The sequence below is a fragment of the Leuconostoc sp. LN180020 genome (assembly GCF_014844115.1).
GTDB lineage: Bacteria > Bacillota > Bacilli > Lactobacillales > Lactobacillaceae > Leuconostoc > Leuconostoc citreum.
The window spans coordinates 686,494-705,000 of sequence record NZ_CP039736.1; the positions used below are offsets into that span (position 1 = coordinate 686,494).

The 18,507-nt window shown below is 40.4% G+C and carries 13 protein-coding genes, 1 tRNA gene and 1 rRNA gene (1 of these 15 only partly in view); all 15 read left to right on the forward strand.

Annotated elements, in window-relative coordinates; all coding sequences use genetic code 11:
* The first annotated feature begins 7 nt into the window (after positions 1–7).
* On the forward strand, positions 8–817 hold the full coding sequence (phnE, locus tag FAZ25_RS03570; RefSeq protein ID WP_004902045.1) for a phosphonate ABC transporter, permease protein PhnE: 810 nt from the start codon (positions 8–10) through the stop codon (positions 815–817).
* 46 nt (positions 818–863) lie between these two features.
* Positions 864–2,369, forward strand: coding sequence for a bifunctional UDP-sugar hydrolase/5'-nucleotidase (locus FAZ25_RS03575; protein ID WP_048801660.1), 1,506 nt, complete (start codon positions 864–866; stop codon positions 2,367–2,369).
* A 150-nt stretch (positions 2,370–2,519) separates the two neighbouring features.
* The gene (locus tag FAZ25_RS03580) at positions 2,520–3,119 is read left to right on the forward strand and encodes a LysM peptidoglycan-binding domain-containing protein (protein WP_004902041.1); all 600 of its coding nucleotides are present in this window, start codon (positions 2,520–2,522) and stop codon (positions 3,117–3,119) included.
* 144 nt (positions 3,120–3,263) lie between these two features.
* Positions 3,264–4,178 carry a helix-turn-helix transcriptional regulator gene (locus tag FAZ25_RS03585; protein ID WP_004904992.1) on the forward strand — a complete coding sequence of 305 codons (915 nt, stop codon included), beginning with the start codon at positions 3,264–3,266 and terminating at the stop codon, positions 4,176–4,178.
* 34 nt (positions 4,179–4,212) lie between these two features.
* Positions 4,213–5,448: an NADH-dependent flavin oxidoreductase gene (locus tag FAZ25_RS03590; RefSeq protein WP_048801661.1), complete on the forward strand. Its 1,236-nt coding sequence runs from the start codon at positions 4,213–4,215 to the stop codon at positions 5,446–5,448.
* 130 nt (positions 5,449–5,578) lie between these two features.
* A tRNA-Glu gene (locus tag FAZ25_RS03595) sits at positions 5,579–5,650 on the forward strand.
* A 143-nt stretch (positions 5,651–5,793) separates the two neighbouring features.
* A complete protein-coding gene (gene helD, locus FAZ25_RS03600) occupies positions 5,794–8,160 on the forward strand; it encodes an RNA polymerase recycling motor HelD (RefSeq protein WP_048801662.1) in 2,367 nt (788 codons plus the stop codon).
* Positions 8,157–8,837, forward strand: coding sequence for a type I pantothenate kinase (locus FAZ25_RS03605; RefSeq protein WP_004902031.1), 681 nt, complete (start codon positions 8,157–8,159; stop codon positions 8,835–8,837). The genes helD and FAZ25_RS03605 overlap by 4 nt, the downstream gene beginning before the upstream one ends.
* 112 nt (positions 8,838–8,949) lie before the next feature.
* On the forward strand, positions 8,950–10,452 hold the full coding sequence (locus FAZ25_RS03610; RefSeq protein WP_004904987.1) for an MDR family MFS transporter: 1,503 nt from the start codon (positions 8,950–8,952) through the stop codon (positions 10,450–10,452).
* Between the two features lies 1 nt (position 10,453).
* The gene (locus tag FAZ25_RS03615; RefSeq protein ID WP_004902027.1) at positions 10,454–11,134 is read left to right on the forward strand and encodes a DUF4811 domain-containing protein; all 681 of its coding nucleotides are present in this window, start codon (positions 10,454–10,456) and stop codon (positions 11,132–11,134) included.
* A 133-nt stretch (positions 11,135–11,267) separates the two neighbouring features.
* On the forward strand, positions 11,268–12,704 hold the full coding sequence (locus FAZ25_RS03620) for a glycosyltransferase (RefSeq protein WP_040190665.1): 1,437 nt from the start codon (positions 11,268–11,270) through the stop codon (positions 12,702–12,704).
* Positions 12,701–13,534 (forward strand): glycosyl transferase, encoded by an 834-nt coding sequence (locus FAZ25_RS03625; protein WP_048801663.1) that lies wholly within the window; start codon positions 12,701–12,703, stop codon positions 13,532–13,534. The genes FAZ25_RS03620 and FAZ25_RS03625 overlap by 4 nt, the downstream gene beginning before the upstream one ends.
* Positions 13,535–13,614: 80 nt before the next feature.
* On the forward strand, positions 13,615–14,832 hold the full coding sequence (gene pgk / locus FAZ25_RS03630) for a phosphoglycerate kinase (protein WP_004904976.1): 1,218 nt from the start codon (positions 13,615–13,617) through the stop codon (positions 14,830–14,832).
* A 139-nt stretch (positions 14,833–14,971) separates the two neighbouring features.
* The gene (gene cysS / locus FAZ25_RS03635; RefSeq protein ID WP_040190662.1) at positions 14,972–16,381 is read left to right on the forward strand and encodes a cysteine--tRNA ligase; all 1,410 of its coding nucleotides are present in this window, start codon (positions 14,972–14,974) and stop codon (positions 16,379–16,381) included.
* A 579-nt stretch (positions 16,382–16,960) separates the two neighbouring features.
* Positions 16,961–18,507: ribosomal RNA gene (locus FAZ25_RS03640) — 16S ribosomal RNA — on the forward strand (it continues 3 nt past the right edge of the window).

Genomic DNA, 18,507 nt, shown 5'->3' on the forward strand with positions numbered 1-18,507 from the left:
AGCGCACGTGAATAAGAAATTAGAGTCAGTTCTCAGTAAAGAACCACGGCGTGGTCTACAATATGCTGTTACAATTATAATTTTGCTCATCTTACTGTTGTCCGCTTCACCCGCTTTGGGTGGGGCCCAAATGACAACAAAAGGTTTTGACATTGGGAAAAATATTTTAACAGGTATATTCACACCAGATACTAGCTTATTATTTGGTTTAGGCGATAGTGGTGTGATGTATTTAATTCTACAAACGATTGCCATTGCTTTCTTGGGTACGTTGGTTGGGGCAATCATTGCTGTGCCACTATCTTTTATCTCAGCGACTAATATTGTGCCAAAACCAGTTGTGTTAGTCACGCGGTTCATTATTATGGCTATACGGACTATCCCATCATTAGTGTACGGGTTAATGTTTATTCGTGTGACTGGGCCGGGACCCTTTGCAGGGGTTATGACGTTGGCCATTGTATCAATCGGCATGATTTCTAAACTATTTATTGAGACGATTGAAGATTTGGACTCGGGTATTTTAGAGTCATTAGATGCTTTTGGATCAACACTTTTTCAAAAAATACGATATGGTGTTTTACCACAGCTTGGGCCTGATTTCATTTCGATTTTAGTCTATCGTTTTGATATGAATCTGAGAGAAGCAACAATTTTGGGGTTAGTTGGTGCTGGAGGGATTGGCGCACCAATGATTTTTGCCTTAAGTGCTTACCATTGGCATCAAGTAGGGGCGATTTTAATTGGCCTGTTTGTTCTCGTTTTCGTGGTAGAAATTTTATCAGATAAGCTGAGACATAAAATTCTACATGGTTAAATATTAAGGGGACGACAGTTAGGTCGTCTTTTTTTAGGAGAAAATGATGAAACACTTTAAATTGTATTATACGTCAGATGTTCACGGTTACTTATTACCAACAGATTATATACAATCAGGTAATCAGTCACTTGGTATGGCCAATGCTGCTTATAATTTCCACAAGGATGGGAACACAATCATGATTGATGGTGGCGATATGTATCAGGGCTCACCAATGTTACAGTACCTACAGCAACACCAGGATATAGATGCGGTGACAACCGCAATGAATCTTGCCGAGTATGATTACGTTACTTTGGGAAATCATGATTTTAACTACGGCTATCATGCGCTAGAGAAACATTTGTCACAATTAAACGCAACGGTTATTGCTGAAAATGTTACAGACAGCAATGGTGAAACACTGTACCCAGCACAAATCAAAACATTAGCTGATGGCACGACCGTTGGGTTGATTGGTCTGGTGACTGATTATATTAATATCTGGGAAAATCCTGAACATTTGGCTGGTATTCGTATTGAGTCACCACGCATTAAAGCACAAAAAACAGTGATGTATTTGAGAGAAAATGCGGATGTTGTTGTCGGGGTTTATCATGGTGGGTACGAGCGTGATTTAGTTACGGGACAACAATTGAGTCAAACAGATGAAAATATTGCTTATCAACTCACAGAACAGCTGGATTTAGATATCTTATTAACAGGGCATCAGCACGGCAATGTTGCACCACAAGTTGTTAATGGGGTTTTAACATTACAAATGCCGAATCAAGCACGTATGTATGCAGAAATTATTGGCACGAAGCATGATACTGAATGGGTATTTAATGCCACAACGACATCAGTAGGTCATACAGCTCGTCCCGACATTATAACGGCTTTGGCGCCACTCAATGAACGTGTCCAAAGGTGGCTGGATCAACCAATTACGCAATTAACAAGTGCCATACCACTAGCGCAACCTTTAGCGCTGGCACAATTTGGTAATGATATATTACAATGGATTGCGCATGTTGAGCTTTCTGCAACGCAAGCTGACATTGCGCTTGTCAGTTTGAATAATAATCCATCAGAATTACCAGCCAACCTCACATTACGTCAAATCTTACAAAATTATCCGTTTGACAATACGTTAGTCACCAAACGTGTTAGCGGTTTAGCATTAAAAACAGCGCTTGAGCATACTGCGGATTATTTTGTACTTGAATCCGGCAAGCTGACAGTTAATCCATCGTGGCTATACCCTAAGGTTGAACACTACAACTATGATTTGGCATTTGGCATTAGTTATACCATTGATGTTAAGCAACCAGTAGGACAACGTATCACAGAACTAAGCTTTGATGGTCAGGCGGTTGCGGATAGTGATTTATTTACGGTCGCGATGAACAGTTATCGTGCTGCTGGTGGTGGCGATTACACAGCCTATCGCGATGCTGAAACGATTTTTAGTGGGGATGAGACGATTCAAGATATGTTGGTATCGTATTTTAAAGCACACAATCAGTTACCAGAAACACCAAAACTGCAATTAAAGGTTATTTATTAAACACATATATACCATTATGTTTAATAAATAACAGACCGTAATATAACTGAAACGGTTCCGATGTTTGGCTATTATATTTCGAGCATAGAATATTGTACATAACGTAAGAACACAACGTAAGTAAATAAATATATAAGAGGTCAAAATTACATGTTTAGTTTTAAAAAGTCATTAACAATTGCTGCAGGTGTTGCAGGTGCATTTGCATTCGGTGCTTCAAACGCCAATGCGGACACAACAAACCAAAACTTACCTACAGATTATATTGTTAAGTCAGGTGATACATTAAATAAGTTATCATCAGAATTCAACACAACGGTTGAAAAAATTGCATCAAACAATAACATTAGCGATGTGAACATGATTGTTGTTGGTCAACATTTGAGTTTCGCGGAAAAGGCAGCAACTGCACAACCAGCACAACAAGTTGTTGCACCTGCTGCTAAAGTTGAAGCACCAGTACAACAGGCTGTTGCAGCACCAGCACCAGTACAACAAGTATCTGCACCACAAGCCACTTCTTCTGCTGCTTTAGATGCTTTGATTGCTCGTGAGTCAGGTGGCAATGTTAACGCAGCCAATGGACAATATTTCGGTATTGGTCAATTGTCACCACAAGCTCGTGCCGTATACGGTGGTAACTCAACTGATTACAATGATCAATTGAATGCCATGAAGTCATACATTTCAGCGCGTTATGGTACAGCTGAAAATGCTTGGGCACATTCACAAGCTACAGGTTGGTATTAATTAGAAGCATACTATTGTATTAAAAGAGCTACAATCGTAGCTCTTTTTTGTGTTATTTTTTTCACTAATTGTTTGACAGGGCTATTGTTAGCTAGGTATACTTATAATAATTGTTATGTGATAACAGTTTTTTAGGGGGCAATTATGGGACAAATGCAGGCGGGAAAAAATTATTATAGTGATGCTTTGAAATATTTTTTTCATGAAAAAAATATATCCGTCAAAGAGATATTGACGGAAGCCAACATTTCGCGTAGTCGGTTCTATGCTTATCTCAATGGTGAAGGTGATTTAGCAATGACAAGACTGATGTCAATTGTTACGGCTTTGGGGGTTGATTTCGATGAGTTCTTAACTTATGCCATGTTATTGCGTCCTGAAAATGAGATCGCTGAAGTGATCTCTGGACAGTTTGTGTCTTTAACTGATAGCGTGACACAAGCCGTCAGTTTATATCAAAATTCACATCGTGTTGGGCCGATATTGCAAGTGCTCCATCGGATTAATTTAACAGCCAGTGCACAAGAAGAAGAGCAGTATATCCAAAACATGCGCGCGACGATACAAGAGATTATTGGGACAACAAAATATTGTGAAAAAAATGAAATCAGAATATTTTTAAATACAATGCTTTATTTACCTTATGAACAAGTAAAATTACGCTATAATCAAATTGTTAATAACTTAACAAAAAGACAGCACTTTTCAACATTATCCGGTGACAGTCAACCATTTATCTTGGACAGTTTAGTTGAATTACACTATAAAATGATAATTGCTGCATTACAGGTACAACAGTTTGCTGCTGCTGACGACATAGCACGACATTTATTACAAGTACCGTCACAAGAATTTAGTTGGCATGCCAATGCATTGAAAAAAATGACCAGTATTATAGTTGCGCTTAGATCTAACCAAATTGCACAATCTAAGGCGTTGTACAGTCAATTGACTGAAGCGGTCTATTTTATGCAGCACGAGCAACAGTGGCTCAGATACGAAAAAATCATGCAGCACAACTTTAATCAATTAAAAACGCTTGTATTAGGTAAAAAATAAGTAGCTATACATTTTTTAGGATTATAATAGAACAATGCAGATGAATTATGATTTTTTAGACAATTTTATTTTCCCAAATAAAGCCATTACCTTGAAAAATCGTGTGGTTATGGCACCAACGACTTTGCGAGCTTCTTTTGAAGATGGCAGCGTGACAACTGACGAACTTGCTTACTATCAATTACGCTCAAAAGGTGTCGGATTAGTTATTGCTGAAGCAGCTTATGTTAACCCATTGGGTCGTGGCTGGGAAGGCGCAATCAGCATTGCTGATGATGATAAAATACCTGGCTTAAGACGCTTAGCAAGTGCTATCCAATCGGGTGGTGCCAAAGCGGTATTGCAGCTAGTTGCTGCTGGGCGACAATCAACGACAACCATATTGCGTGGCGAACAACCGGTTTCGGCTTCCGCTCAAGCTTACCCACATGGCGAACACGAGCAGCCACGTGCCTTATCGCATGAGGAGATTGCGCAAAATATAAACGACTTTGCGCAAGCCACAAAACGTGCGATTTTAGCTGGGTTTGATGGTGTTGAAATTCATGGTGCCAATCTTTATCTCCTTCAGCAATTCTTCTCGCCAGAAAGTAATCGACGTGAAGATATATGGGGTGGTACGCGCGATAAAAGAAGCCGTTTTGGTTTGGCGGTGACGGCAAAAGTAGCGCAAACGATTAAAAAATATGCGGAAAAGCCCTTTCTGCTAGGGTATCGACAGTCTCCCGAAGAATCAACGACGCCGGGTATCAGTCTAACTGATTCAATTGCTTTTGCCCAAAAACTGACACAGTTACCGGTTGATTATTTACACTTATCGTTAAAAGATGCAACCCAGACGTCCTTTCGAGATAAGAAGGATACCACGCCGATTGTGTCACGCTATCGTCAAGCTTTGCCGGATCAGTATCCTATTATGGTTGCTGGTCTACTTAAGCAACCAGGTCAGGTTGAAGCGCTAATGGATTTGGGCGCAACTTTTGCTGCGTTAGGACGTCAACTCATTATTGACCCTAACTGGGTCGAAAAAATCGTTGCAAACGATGAAAAAAGTATTCGCTATGCGTTGTCACCAAGTGAATTTGAGACATTAGCTATCCCTAAACCACTGGAAAACTGGTTACTGACGCGGTTTCGGAATGGGTTACCATTGACAACTGATCCCGAATTCAATCCAGAGAGACCTTGGCAATATTATAAACATGACACGTTGTCAGATAGAAAGCCAATAGATCCGACTAAGCTAATGACATTAAAGCCTAAAAAATAGCGCTTTTTTACCATACAGACTATCTCTGAATTCAGAGATGCGTTATTTTTTAAAAAAAGTGTTGACGTGATTATTTTTTCTTGCTATACTAATATAGTTGTCTGATAGCAATACAGACATCACTGACCATGGCTCGTTGGTCAAGTGGCTAAGACGCTGCCCTTTCACGGCGGAATCGAGAGTTCGATTCTCTCACGAGCTATATCAAGTCGCAACTTCGGTTGCGGCTTTTTATATTGTGCGGGTGAGCAGTTTATTTTTTAGATAAACTGCTCACTTTTTTGTATTCTACTCTGATAAAGCGTATAATTAAAACACTTAATTTTTAAGAGAGCGAGATGCACATTGGATAATCAAATCAAAATTGATGAAACACAATATCTTAACAAAACGCTGAAAGCTATGGAAAAGTCGCTTAAAACGACAGCAGCTGAGATCAAACGTACCAATAAGCATATTGACACTGTATCTCAGAGTTGGGGTGACGTGCGACTAAAAACAGATACTTATTCTGGTATTGTCGAAACAGCGGCTTCTATCCGTCAGCAACAGCAAATGTTGTCTGAACGTGAGAATTCAAAAACGCGGGCAGAACATCGTTTTACAACTTTGACGCAGCAAATTGACAAACCCTATTTTGCTCGTATTGACTTCAGCGAATCAGCTACGGACAGTGGTGAAGCAGAAACAATCTATATTGGCTTGAGCTCTTTTAGTGACGATAACAACAAATTTTTAGTCTATGATTGGCGTGCGCCGGTGGCGTCTATTTATTATGACGGTGGTATAGGTGATGTGGCCTATTTAACCCCTGATGGTTCTCAGCGTGCGCACGTCACATTAAAACGGCAATTCCAGATTGAAGATGGCGTGATTGTTACATTGTTTGATACGGAAGAAGCTATAGGTGATGCGATGTTGATGAGCGCCTTATCGGGTGAATCATCAACTAAAATGAAATCTATTGTCACCACAATCCAAAAAGAGCAAAACAAAATTATTCGTAATACTGCCGCTGATTTGCTATTTGTTCAAGGTGCCGCTGGATCAGGAAAAACGGCAGCTGTTCTACAACGTGTAGCTTACTTATTGTATCGTTATCGTGGTAAATTAACGTCAGGCCAAGTTGTGTTATTCAGTCCAAACCAATTATTCAACGACTATATTGATAATGTTTTACCAGAATTAGGTGAACAAAACATGGTGCAAATGACTTTTTATCAGTATGCATCACGACGATTGCCAAAAATGGCAGTTGAGACGTTGCAAGCGCGTTTTGAAGAAGATCAAACTTCATCCACAATCGCTTTAGCTAAGGGGAGCTTAGCAATGTTTGATGCTGTTACAGCCTATGCCCAACACTTGAACCGTAAAGATTTAAAATTGCGATCGCTGATGTTCCGTGGCGAACCCTTAATTTCTAAGACACGTATTGCAGAAATTTATTATCAATACAATGATAACTATAAATTGAGCCAACGACTGGACGCCACGCGTGATACACTCATGCGTAGTTTGAGTGCGCGCATTGGGTCAGAAATGCGCAAAGATTGGGTTGAACTTGCCATTGAGAATTTGTCCAAGCAAGAATATGATACATTAGTGGGTGCTGGGAAAGTGCGTGTTGGCGATGATCAAGAAAATGACGCCGCTTCGCGGACACGTCAAGCGCAACTGGGGGATGGCCCTAAGGCGCGTGAATTTGCTAGTGAAAAGGCCGAACGCCAATTCTTATCTCGCCAAATTGTTACGCAAGCACTGAAACCGTTAGCGCGTCAAATCAGACGCGGTAGTTTTTTAAATATTAATGCCCAATTCGTTGACTTGTTACGTCAATTACCAAATTACTTAGATTTAGCGCAGTTTGACCTAACTTTATCTGAGTGGCAGCAACACGTTGAGACAGTCATCGATAATTTGAAAAATAAACAGTTATCGCTAACTGACACAACACTATATCTTTATTTGTATGATTTAATTACTGGTAAAACAGGGGAAAGAGATATTCGTTTCCTATTTATTGATGAAATTCAAGATTACACACCATTTCAATTGGCTTTTCTGAAATTCAGTTTTCCGCGGGCAAAATTCACCGTGTTGGGTGATTTAAATCAAGCAATTTTTACGAAAGATAATGCGAATAACTTGTCGCGTGATTTTGCTAAGTTGTTCGATAGTGACCGTGTTGAGCGTGTCAACTTAACGCAAACATATCGTTCGACACAGCAAATTACTGACTTTACGAAATATATTCTCAAAGGTGGCCAAAATATTGAGGCTTTCAACCGTTCAGGGCAAAAACCTAGAGTTAAGTTGTCACCAAATGAAGCTGACATGTTACATCAATTGCAGCAACAATTAACTGAGTATTCACAGCAACACGATACGACAGCCATTATTACAAAGACGTTGGCAGATGCTCAGTTGCTGTCCGAGCAGCTACAAGATACCAGTGTGACATTGATTCAATCAGAGAATCAGCGTTTGGCACAGGAAACCATTATTGTGCCATCCTACTTAGCTAAGGGATTGGAATTTGATGCCGTTATTATCTGGCACGCAGATAATACACGTTATGGGCAGGATTCAGAAAGGCGTTTGCTGTATACTGTCGCCAGTCGCGCAATGCATAGTTTGACATTATTAGCCGAAAAGCAAGCCTCTTGTTTGCTAGATCATGTTCCTGAAAAATTGTATGAGGTTGAGTCATGAATACCTTGATTGCCGATCTGTTAAAAAAATATGACGGGACTTTTATGACAGTAGGTATTGCTGGTTCTGTAGCTGTGGGTAAAAGTACTTTTGCGAGTTTATTGGCTAAACAGTTCGATGTAACCACAGCAATTATTAGTACGGATGACTTCTTAATGTCTAATGCATTGTTGACTGAGAAGGACATTTTCAATGAAAAGGGCTTTCCTCAGACTTATGATTTAGTGCGGTTAAATCAAGTGATACGTGATTTTTATGATGGCCATGAGACTGTTACTATCCCACAGTATAATCAAGAAATTGCCGACATAGATCCGAAACAATTGCAGACAATAACTAGACCTAAAATATTAATTGTGGAAGGCGTTGTGGCCCTACAATTGATGCATTTAGATTATAAAATTTATTTAGAGGCTGATTTAAATGATATTAAGGCATGGTACCTGTCACGGACATTAGAAATGACAGCCTTAGCCAAGGCTGATCCAACGTCTTGGCGGTATCAATATACCAAAATGCCTTTAGGTGATTTAACGGATTTAGTGATGCAAACGTGGGACGAAACTAATCAGGTAAACCTTGAAAAGTTTATCTTACCCAGTCGTCAATACGCCAATGCCATTGTACAACTAAACCAGTATCATGATGTGCAACAAGTCACAATAAAAAATTTATAATAGATTGTCAACTTTGTTGACAATCTATTTTGTTAAGCGTATCATATTGAACATGGTCGTTAAATGATGGCGACTCAGACAATATAATAATTTAATTAAAGGAATAATAAACATGAGTGATGAAATACGTGACACCCATGGCAAACCAGTCAATCGCATGGCGATGATGATGGTTTTGCTGGTTGGTGTCTTTTCAGTAATGTTGATGCAGACAGCATTAGGAACAGCATTACCTGCATTGATGAAAGCATTTGATGTTAATGCTTCTACTGTGCAATGGCTAACGACTATCTTTTTGATGGCTAACGGTATTATGGTGCCAGTCTCAGCATTCTTAACGACAAGGATTCCGACAAAAACACTGTATTTATCAGCTTTGGCTTTATTTACGGTAGGGACATTTGTTGCTTTCGTGACACCAACTAATGCATTTTGGCTGTTAATGGTTGCCCGTGTCTTGCAGGCGATGGCTGTTGGTGTTTTGATGCCACTAATGCAGGTAGTTTCTTTGTCTTTGTTTGATGCGGAATCACGTGGTAAAGCCATGGGTCTGGGTGGCTTGGTAATCGGTATGGCACCAGCTATTGGCCCAACAATGTCAGGTTGGATTTTAGAAAAAGATCATACAATTTTAGGATTGACACTCGTTAATTCTTGGCGTTCAATTTTTGGTGTCGTTCTGCCAGTTGTTATTGTTGTGATGATTGCGTCTATCTTCCTTTTTCACGATGTATTACCAACTCAAAAAGTCACCTTAAATGTGCGATCATTGATTGAGTCAACATTTGGTTTCGGATTAGTACTTTATGGATTTGCTATGGTTGCTTCAAATGGTTGGGGTAGTGTCAAGGTGATCCTGCCACTTGTTGTTGGTTTATTGATTGTCATTGAATTTATGTGGCATCAATCTAAGATGGACAAGCCTTTCTTAGATATGTCCGTTTTCAAATCAAAGCAGTTTACCATTACGACGATTCTAGTGTCGTTAGCTATGATGGCAATGATTGGTGTTGAAATGGTTTTGCCAATTTATATGCAAAATATTAGAGGCTTAACACCATTGAATTCTGGCTTAACTTTATTGCCCGGTGCGCTAATGATGGGTATCGTGTCACCAATTGCTGGTGCCTTTTATGATAAGCATGGTGCTAAACGACTAGCCATGACAGGGTTTGCTATTTTGATTATTGGGACAGTACCATTGTTCTACATGACAGCAGATACACCAACATTTTATATTACAGCATTCTATACATTACGTATGTTTGGTATTGCGATGACAATGATGCCGCTGACTGCTTCAGCGATGGGCGCACTGTCACCTAAAACTGCTGCCCAAGGTACTGCAGCGAACAACACCATGCGTCAGGTTGCCTCATCATTGGGGACAGCGGTCCTTGCTTCTGTGATGCAATCTGTCACAAAGGATAATATGCCTAAATCAAGCTTAAAAGGACAGGACCCGTTAGCATTTGGTCAAAAAGCGCTTGATGCAACACTTAATGGTTTCCATGCATCATTTTTACTGGCAGCAGCTTTTGCGGTGGTAGCCTTGTTGATTACCTTCTTGCTGCATAGTGGGAAAATTAATACACCAGCTAAGGAGGATAGATAACATGATTATTTTAATTATGGCGATTTTTGCAATCCTAGCTTTCTGGGCTAATATGGTCATGAAAAGGCCTATTTTACGTTATTTGGTGACAATTATCATGTTTGCTGGTCTCATTGCCAGTGTCGTTGCTATTGTAGCAAACATGCATGATCATTATGGGATGAAGACGGAAACAACAACTGTCAAAAAAGAAATTTATTCTGCTGGCCCTGCTGAACAAACTTTTGGTGTTTTACTTTATCAAGGTGTCGGTAGTGATGGTAAAGAAAATGCTTATATTTATAAGTCATCCGCAACAGCTAGTCGAGTAACAGTTTCAAAACCTGACCTGAAAACATCATCACGCCAAGTGTCTGTTGCTGGTAATAAAGCCTATCGTATTGTTAAAACAACGCGTTACGTTTATAAAACAGATTTATATCGTTTACTGTTCGGTATAGCGGATAACAATCATCAACTTAAAAATTATCACATTGTGTATCAAGTACCAGATACATGGGTAGCCATGACGCCTGAACAAGCGAAAGCTTTACCAGCTAAGATGACGCCAAAATCTGCAGAAGAGAAAGCAGCAATGGCAATGCAACAGCAACAGTTAGCGGCCTTAGCTAAAACTGACCCAGATAAAGCTGCCAGCCTACAAGCACAACAAGTTAAAAAAATTTTGAATAATCAAAAGTAATGTTCAAGACTGATAAAAGCGATGACTTCTTATTTAGAGGTTATCGCTTTTATGCTATGATAATGTCAACAAGCACGCGTAAGTAAGTCATTGCAACAGTCAGTGATTATCTTGATTTACTAGGAGGCGCAATATGCATTTTTTTGTTAATAAAGGCATGGGACATAGCAATAGTGGTGTTGAGCACGCACAATTTTATCGTGCTGCAAGATTCAAAGAAAGCAACTTGCCTTTTAAATATATTTTTACGGATTACCTACCACAACTGCATCAACATATGTCGGAATGGCAAATTGCTGAAAACGATGTTATTGGGTTATATGACTTTTTTTTAAGTGATGATCCAAGGCAATACTTACGCGATGGCGAAGCTTTTCAACATACTTATCATGAAGACGTGCTCTATGATACTAAGGGGGTTCATCGTCTGGTTATCAGACAGACGACGGGCAATTTTAAGGCAACGACATATAAAAAACGTTTTTATGATTCGTCAACATCACGTGAGATTAATGTTGATCATCGTGTCATCCTAAAAAATGGCCAACATCAAATGAGTTGGCATTATTTAGGTACAGGGAATCATAAGCGAATGGTCAATATACACCTCAATCATTTTTATGAGGATGATTATTTTTTTGCAACTTATGAAGCACTCTTACTTTTCTTTTATCAGCAATTAGAGCGCGTCTTTCATCATAATGTTTACTTTATTGATCGTGGTAGTGATAATGAGGAGGTGCTTGTGCAGCTTAAGTCACAGCAAATCAATTTGAAAATTGTTGCGATTATTCACGCTGCACATTTTGTTTCAAAGCAAGGTGGTCATTTATTATGGAATAACCATTATCAATATTTGTTTGACCATCTTGATCAAATAGATGCTGTTGTGGTCTCAACGATGTTGCAGAAGCAAGATATTTTAAAGCAACTAGCCTTTCTAGGAAATACAAATATTTCCGATAAATTATATGCTATACCAGTTGGTGGTGTTGACCGCGTGCCAAAGGCACGCCATTTGTCTGGGGATGCTATTCGATTTGTAACAGCTTCACGCTTGCATGCGGAAAAAAATATTAGTCATATTATTTTAGCTTTGGCTCAACTACAGGCGAATGGTATATCGGCAACCTTGACCATTTATGGGTCTGGTGCAGATGAGCAAAATATTCGTCGGCTCATCTATGATGAGCAAATGACGGGCAGTGTCAAGATTAACGGGCTGAGTCAAAATTTATCAGAAGAACTACAAGCCTACGATGCATTTGTCTCAGCTTCTTATTCAGAGGGCTTTGGGCTAACTTATGTTGAAGCGATAGCACAAGGGTTGCCGATTGTTAGTTATCAAAACAGCTATGGCGCTCAGACACTGATACGGCCAAATGAGAACGGTATATTGGTGCCAATCACTGATGATAAAGATAAAAATGTTGCCGCCTTGGCACGTGCTATGAGACGTTTACTGACTGTATATGATACATTGTCTATTGGGCAACAAAACGTAGCGAAAGCATTTACAAATCAGCAAATTAGTACAGCATGGGAAAAATTGGTAGGTGATTTACGATGACAATTGAACTTATCAATTCTTTGTCTGATAGCGCCTTACCTGGCGTGTCATGGCAAATTGAACAAGTCAGGACGGGTAAGAGTTCAGAACTGTGGGTGGCAACGCCACATGAAGATGCCAGTTATTTAGCAAGGCAATTAGGTTTAGCCCCTTATCAGGTTTTTGACATTTATGCGCAACGGTATTTGACGGCTATAGATGAGACAAAAGGTATTTGGTGGACAGACTTACCAGTCCCAAACAATGCACGTTTTGTTATCAACGCTGATTGGACAAAAAGTATTATGAGTTTTGGTTGCGAAATAGCCAAAGTGCGCTGGTATAGCGATGCTAAACGTATTGTTCAAGCGGTAGCTTGGCAAGACAGCCGCGGCCAAATTGACTACAAGGACATCTATCAACGCGATGGGAAACGGTTTGCGACCCAGTATTTTAGTGATGGTCAGTTGCTTGTAACTGAATTTTTCTTTGGTGATGAAGCGATAGTTGTCAGGGATTTTTACTTCAATAAAAGGCGTGACTTTGTCTACGCTAATGGGCAACAATTTGAATCTGCTGAACAGTATATTGCAGCTGTTATTAACCGGCAGACTAATCAAACGATAAATATCACGCAATTTGGACGTGAATTAACATTTGTACCAAAACATACGATATTAACACTAATTGACAATCTAACTGATAGTGCAAGTAATTTACAACCAAGATTAAGGCAGATTTTAACTGACCATCAGTCACCTATCGGTGAAATTAGAATGACAGATGCAAATTTTGATTACTTGAAACGTGCAGGGTTACCAACAAATCATGTTAAACTTGTGAGAATTTGATTATCATTTCACATATCACAACACAACGACTAGTTTTTGTTTTATAATGAGTATGTAACAATAAAATTTTGGAGGCTATCATGGCTAAATTGACTGTTTCAGATTTGGAACTTTCAGGTAAGAAAGTATTGATGCGCGTTGACTTCAACGTGCCTATCAAGGCAGGTGTTATCGGTAACGATAACCGTATTGTGGCAGCTTTGCCAACAATTAAGTACGTTTTGGAAAATAACGGACGTGCAATTTTATTCTCACACTTGGGTCGTATCAAGTCAGAAGATGATAAGAAAGAATTATCATTGGCGCCAGTTGCTGCACGCTTAGGTGAACTGCTAGGTAAAAATGTTAAGTTCGTACCACATACACGTGGTGAAGAATTAGAATCAGCAATCAATGCTTTGCAAGATGGTGAAGTGTTGATGGTTGAAAACACCCGTTTTGAAGACGTTGTTGACGGTGTTGAAGTCAAAAACGAATCAAAGAATAACCCTGAATTGGGTAAGTATTGGGCTGGCTTGGGTGATGATTTGTTCATCAACGATGCCTTTGGTACAGCACATCGTGCCCATGCTTCAAACGTTGGTATTGCATCAAATGTTTCTCAAGCAGCTGCTGGTTTCCTAATGGAAAAAGAAATCAAGTTCTTGGGTGATGCTGTTGCCAATCCAGTGCGTCCTTTTGTTGCTATCATTGGTGGTGCAAAAGTGTCAGACAAGATCGAAATTGTAAAGTCACTTTTGGCTAAAGCCGACAAAGTTATTGTTGGTGGTGGTATGGCTTATACATTTGATGCTGCGAAGGGTGAAAAGATTGGTAATTCATTATTCGAAGCTGATAAAGTTGAATTAGCTAAGGAATTGATGGCTGAAGCTGGTGACAAATTGGTTTTGCCAGTTGATTCAATTGCTGCTGATGCCTTTTCAAACGATGCCAAAACAGAAGTTGTTGATGCTACAGCGGGTATTCCTGACGGCTATATGGGTCTAGATATTGGGCCTAAGTCAGTCAAGTTATTACAAGATACTTTAGCTGATGCCAAGACAGTTGTTTGGAACGGCCCAATGGGTGTGTTCGAGATGCCTAATTTTGCCAAGGGAACATTGGCAATTGGTGAAGAACTAGTTAAAGTGACCGAAAATGGTGGTACAACAATCGTTGGTGGTGGTGATTCAACTGCTGCAGTACAACAGTTGGGTGTGGCTGATAAGTTATCACACATTTCAACTGGTGGTGGCGCCTCATTAGAATACCTTGAAGGTAAAGAATTACCTGGTATTGCTTCAATTTCTGAAAAATAAGCAATAAAAAAACAGTTTCCTATAGGAAACTGTTTTTTATTTTAATATTATATGATGTTGCACGGGTTTTATTAGTGAAATAATGAGCGCTCCTGTATAATAAAGGATAAGAAGAATTATTTTTTCAAAGGAGTTTACTATGATTCACGTATACAATACTTTGTCACGCGAGAAGGAAGCTTTCCACGCTATTACCCCAGGTAAGGTTAATATGTATGTTTGTGGCCCCACGGTCTATAATTATATCCATATTGGCAATGCGCGGTCAGCTATTGCCTTTGATGTGATACGCCGCTATTTAGAATATAGTGGCTACGTAGTAAACTATGTGTCTAACTTTACCGATGTTGATGATAAGATTATTCAACGCGCACGTGAAGAAGGCGTTGACGAAATGACAATCGCAGACAAGTATGCTCAGGCATTTGATGAGGATACTATACCACTAAATATTAAGCCAGCAACAACAAGATCGCGTGCAACAGCGGTGATTCCAGATATTATTGCGTTTGTTGAAGATTTGATTCATAAGGGTTATGCTTATGAATCAGCAGGGGATGTCTATTTTCGAGCTAAAAAATTCAAAGGCTATGGCATATTAGCCCATCAAGATTTAGCTGAGATGGAGGCTAACGCGGCTGGTAGATTAGATGATCAGGAGCTAACACGTAAAGAAGATCCGATTGATTTTGCTGTATGGAAGGCTAGCCATAGTTCAGATGAGATTTCATGGGTTTCTCCTTGGGGTAAGGGTCGGCCAGGTTGGCACATTGAATGCTCGGTTATGGCACAAAAGTATTTAGCCGATACTATCGATATTCACGGCGGGGGCATTGACTTAGCTTTTCCTCATCACACTAATGAAATCGCACAATCTGAAGCTAGGACAGGTCAAACTTTCGTTAATTATTGGTTACATAATGGTTTTGTGAATGTCAACGATGAAAAAATGTCGAAATCATTGGGTAATTTTACGACAGTGCATGATATGTTAGCCCATTATGATGATCCAATGGTCATACGTTATTTATTAGCAACAACACAATATCGCCGATCGATTAACTATACGCCGGATACGCTTGAACAGGCACGTGCTGAATTAGAACGTATTCGAACTGCGTATCGTAATGTATTTTTCCGAATACGTACAGCCAAAACAGGACACGATGACAGCGTCGATTATGCGATCGCAGAACATATCAGTCATTTTAGAGAGGCTATGGATGATGATTTCAATACGCAAAATGCTATCGCGTCGATTTTTGAGTTGGTAACCATAGCGAATAACTATGCTAGTCGCGATGAGATAAAGTTAGATACGGCAACACGACTCACACATGCTATAGCTGATTTGATGAATGTCTTTGGTATTAATGGTTTATCTGAACACTTAACCTTATCTGCAGAAGCACAGGCGCTTTTAGATAAGCGCGTCCAAGCACGCGCAGTTCGTGATTTTAATCTTTCTGATCAGTTGCGTGATCAACTATCTGACATGGGTATTATTGTAGAAGATACGACACAAGGACAAAGATGGCATCACGCATAAAATAAAAAAGTAGCAACTTTTAGTTGCTACTTTTTTATTATAATGATTAAAAGCGAATATTATTTAAAATACATCGTATTATACTATCAAAAAAAGAACGAAATGGATTATAAATTAAAAAGTGTACAGAAGTAAAAACAAAGTAAAGGAAGTAGTTGACGAGGGGGGAAAAGGTTGGTATATTAGTATATGTTCTTAAGAGCGAAAGAGAGCAACGGTGTGAGCGAGTGAAAAAGAACGCGAGCAAGTAGTTGACAAAGCGAGAAGAATAAAGTATAGTAATAAAGTTGTCAAAAAGCGAAAGCGACGCGAGCGAAAGTAAGCGACGAAATAAAGTGTTGACAACGGCAGCGAAAGCTGATAAGATAATATAGTTGTCTCAGCGACAACAAGTAGCACATTGAAAACTGAACAAAACTTTGAACAAACGAATCTGTGACTAGTTATTAGCAGTAATAACAAAAACAAATTTGCGAAGTCAATTCGTAACAAACAATAAACGGATAGTCGTTATAGAGATATAGCAATTAGTCAGTTTAATCGAAGAGTACATCTTCAAACAATGAATTTAAATTCATTTAAATTGAGAGTTTGATCCTGGCTCAGGATGAACGCTGGCGGCGTGCCTAATACATGCAAGTCGAACGCGCAGCGAGAGGTGCTTGCACCTTTCAAGCGAGTGGCGAACGGGTGAGTAACACGTGGATAACCTGCCTCAAGGCTGGGGATAACATTTGGAAACAGATGCTAATACCGAATAAAACTTAGTATCGCATGATATCAAGTTAAAAGGCGCTACGGCGTCACCTAGAGATGGATCCGCGGTGCATTAGTTAGTTGGTGGGGTAAAGGCTTACCAAGACGATGATGCATAGCCGAGTTGAGAGACTGATCGGCCACATTGGGACTGAGACACGGCCCAAACTCCTACGGGAGGCTGCAGTAGGGAATCTTCCACAATGGGCGCAAGCCTGATGGAGCAACGCCGCGTGTGTGATGAAGGCTTTCGGGTCGTAAAGCACTGTTGTATGGGAAGAAATGCTAAAATAGGGAATGATTTTAGTTTGACGGTACCATACCAGAAAGGGACGGCTAAATACGTGCCAGCAGCCGCGGTAATACGTATGTCCCGAGCGTTATCCGGATTTATTGGGCGTAAAGCGAGCGCAGACGGTTGATTAAGTCTGATGTGAAAGCCCGGAGCTCAACTCCGGAATGGCATTGGAAACTGGTTAACTTGAGTGTTGTAGAGGTAAGTGGAACTCCATGTGTAGCGGTGGAATGCGTAGATATATGGAAGAACACCAGTGGCGAAGGCGGCTTACTGGACAACAACTGACGTTGAGGCTCGAAAGTGTGGGTAGCAAACAGGATTAGATACCCTGGTAGTCCACACCGTAAACGATGAATACTAGGTGTTAGGAGGTTTCCGCCTCTTAGTGCCGAAGCTAACGCATTAAGTATTCCGCCTGGGGAGTACGACCGCAAGGTTGAAACTCAAAGGAATTGACGGGGACCCGCACAAGCGGTGGAGCATGTGGTTTAATTCGAAGCAACGCGAAGAACCTTACCAGGTCTTGACATCCTTTGAAGCTTTTAGAGATAGAAGTGTTCTCTTCGGAGACAAAGTGACAGGTGGTGCATGGTCGTCGTCAGCTCGTGTCGTGAGATGTTGGGTTAAGTCCCGCAACGAGCGCAACCCTTATTGTTAGTTGCCAGCATTCAGTTGGGCACTCTAGCGAGACTGCCGGTGACAAACCGGAGGAAGGCGGGGACGACGTCAGATCATCATGCCCCTTATGACCTGGGCTACACACGTGCTACAATGGCGTATACAACGAGTTGCCAACCTGCGAAGGTGAGCTAATCTCTTAAAGTACGTCTCAGTTCGGACTGCAGTCTGCAACTCGACTGCACGAAGTCGGAATCGCTAGTAATCGCGGATCAGCACGCCGCGGTGAATACGTTCCCGGGTCTTGTACACACCGCCCGTCACACCATGGGAGTTTGTAATGCCCAAAGCCGGTGGCCTAACCTTCGGGAGGGAGCCGTCTAAGGCAGGACAGATGACTGGGGTGAAGTCGTAACAAGGTAGCCGTAGGAGAACCTGCGGCTGGATCACCTCC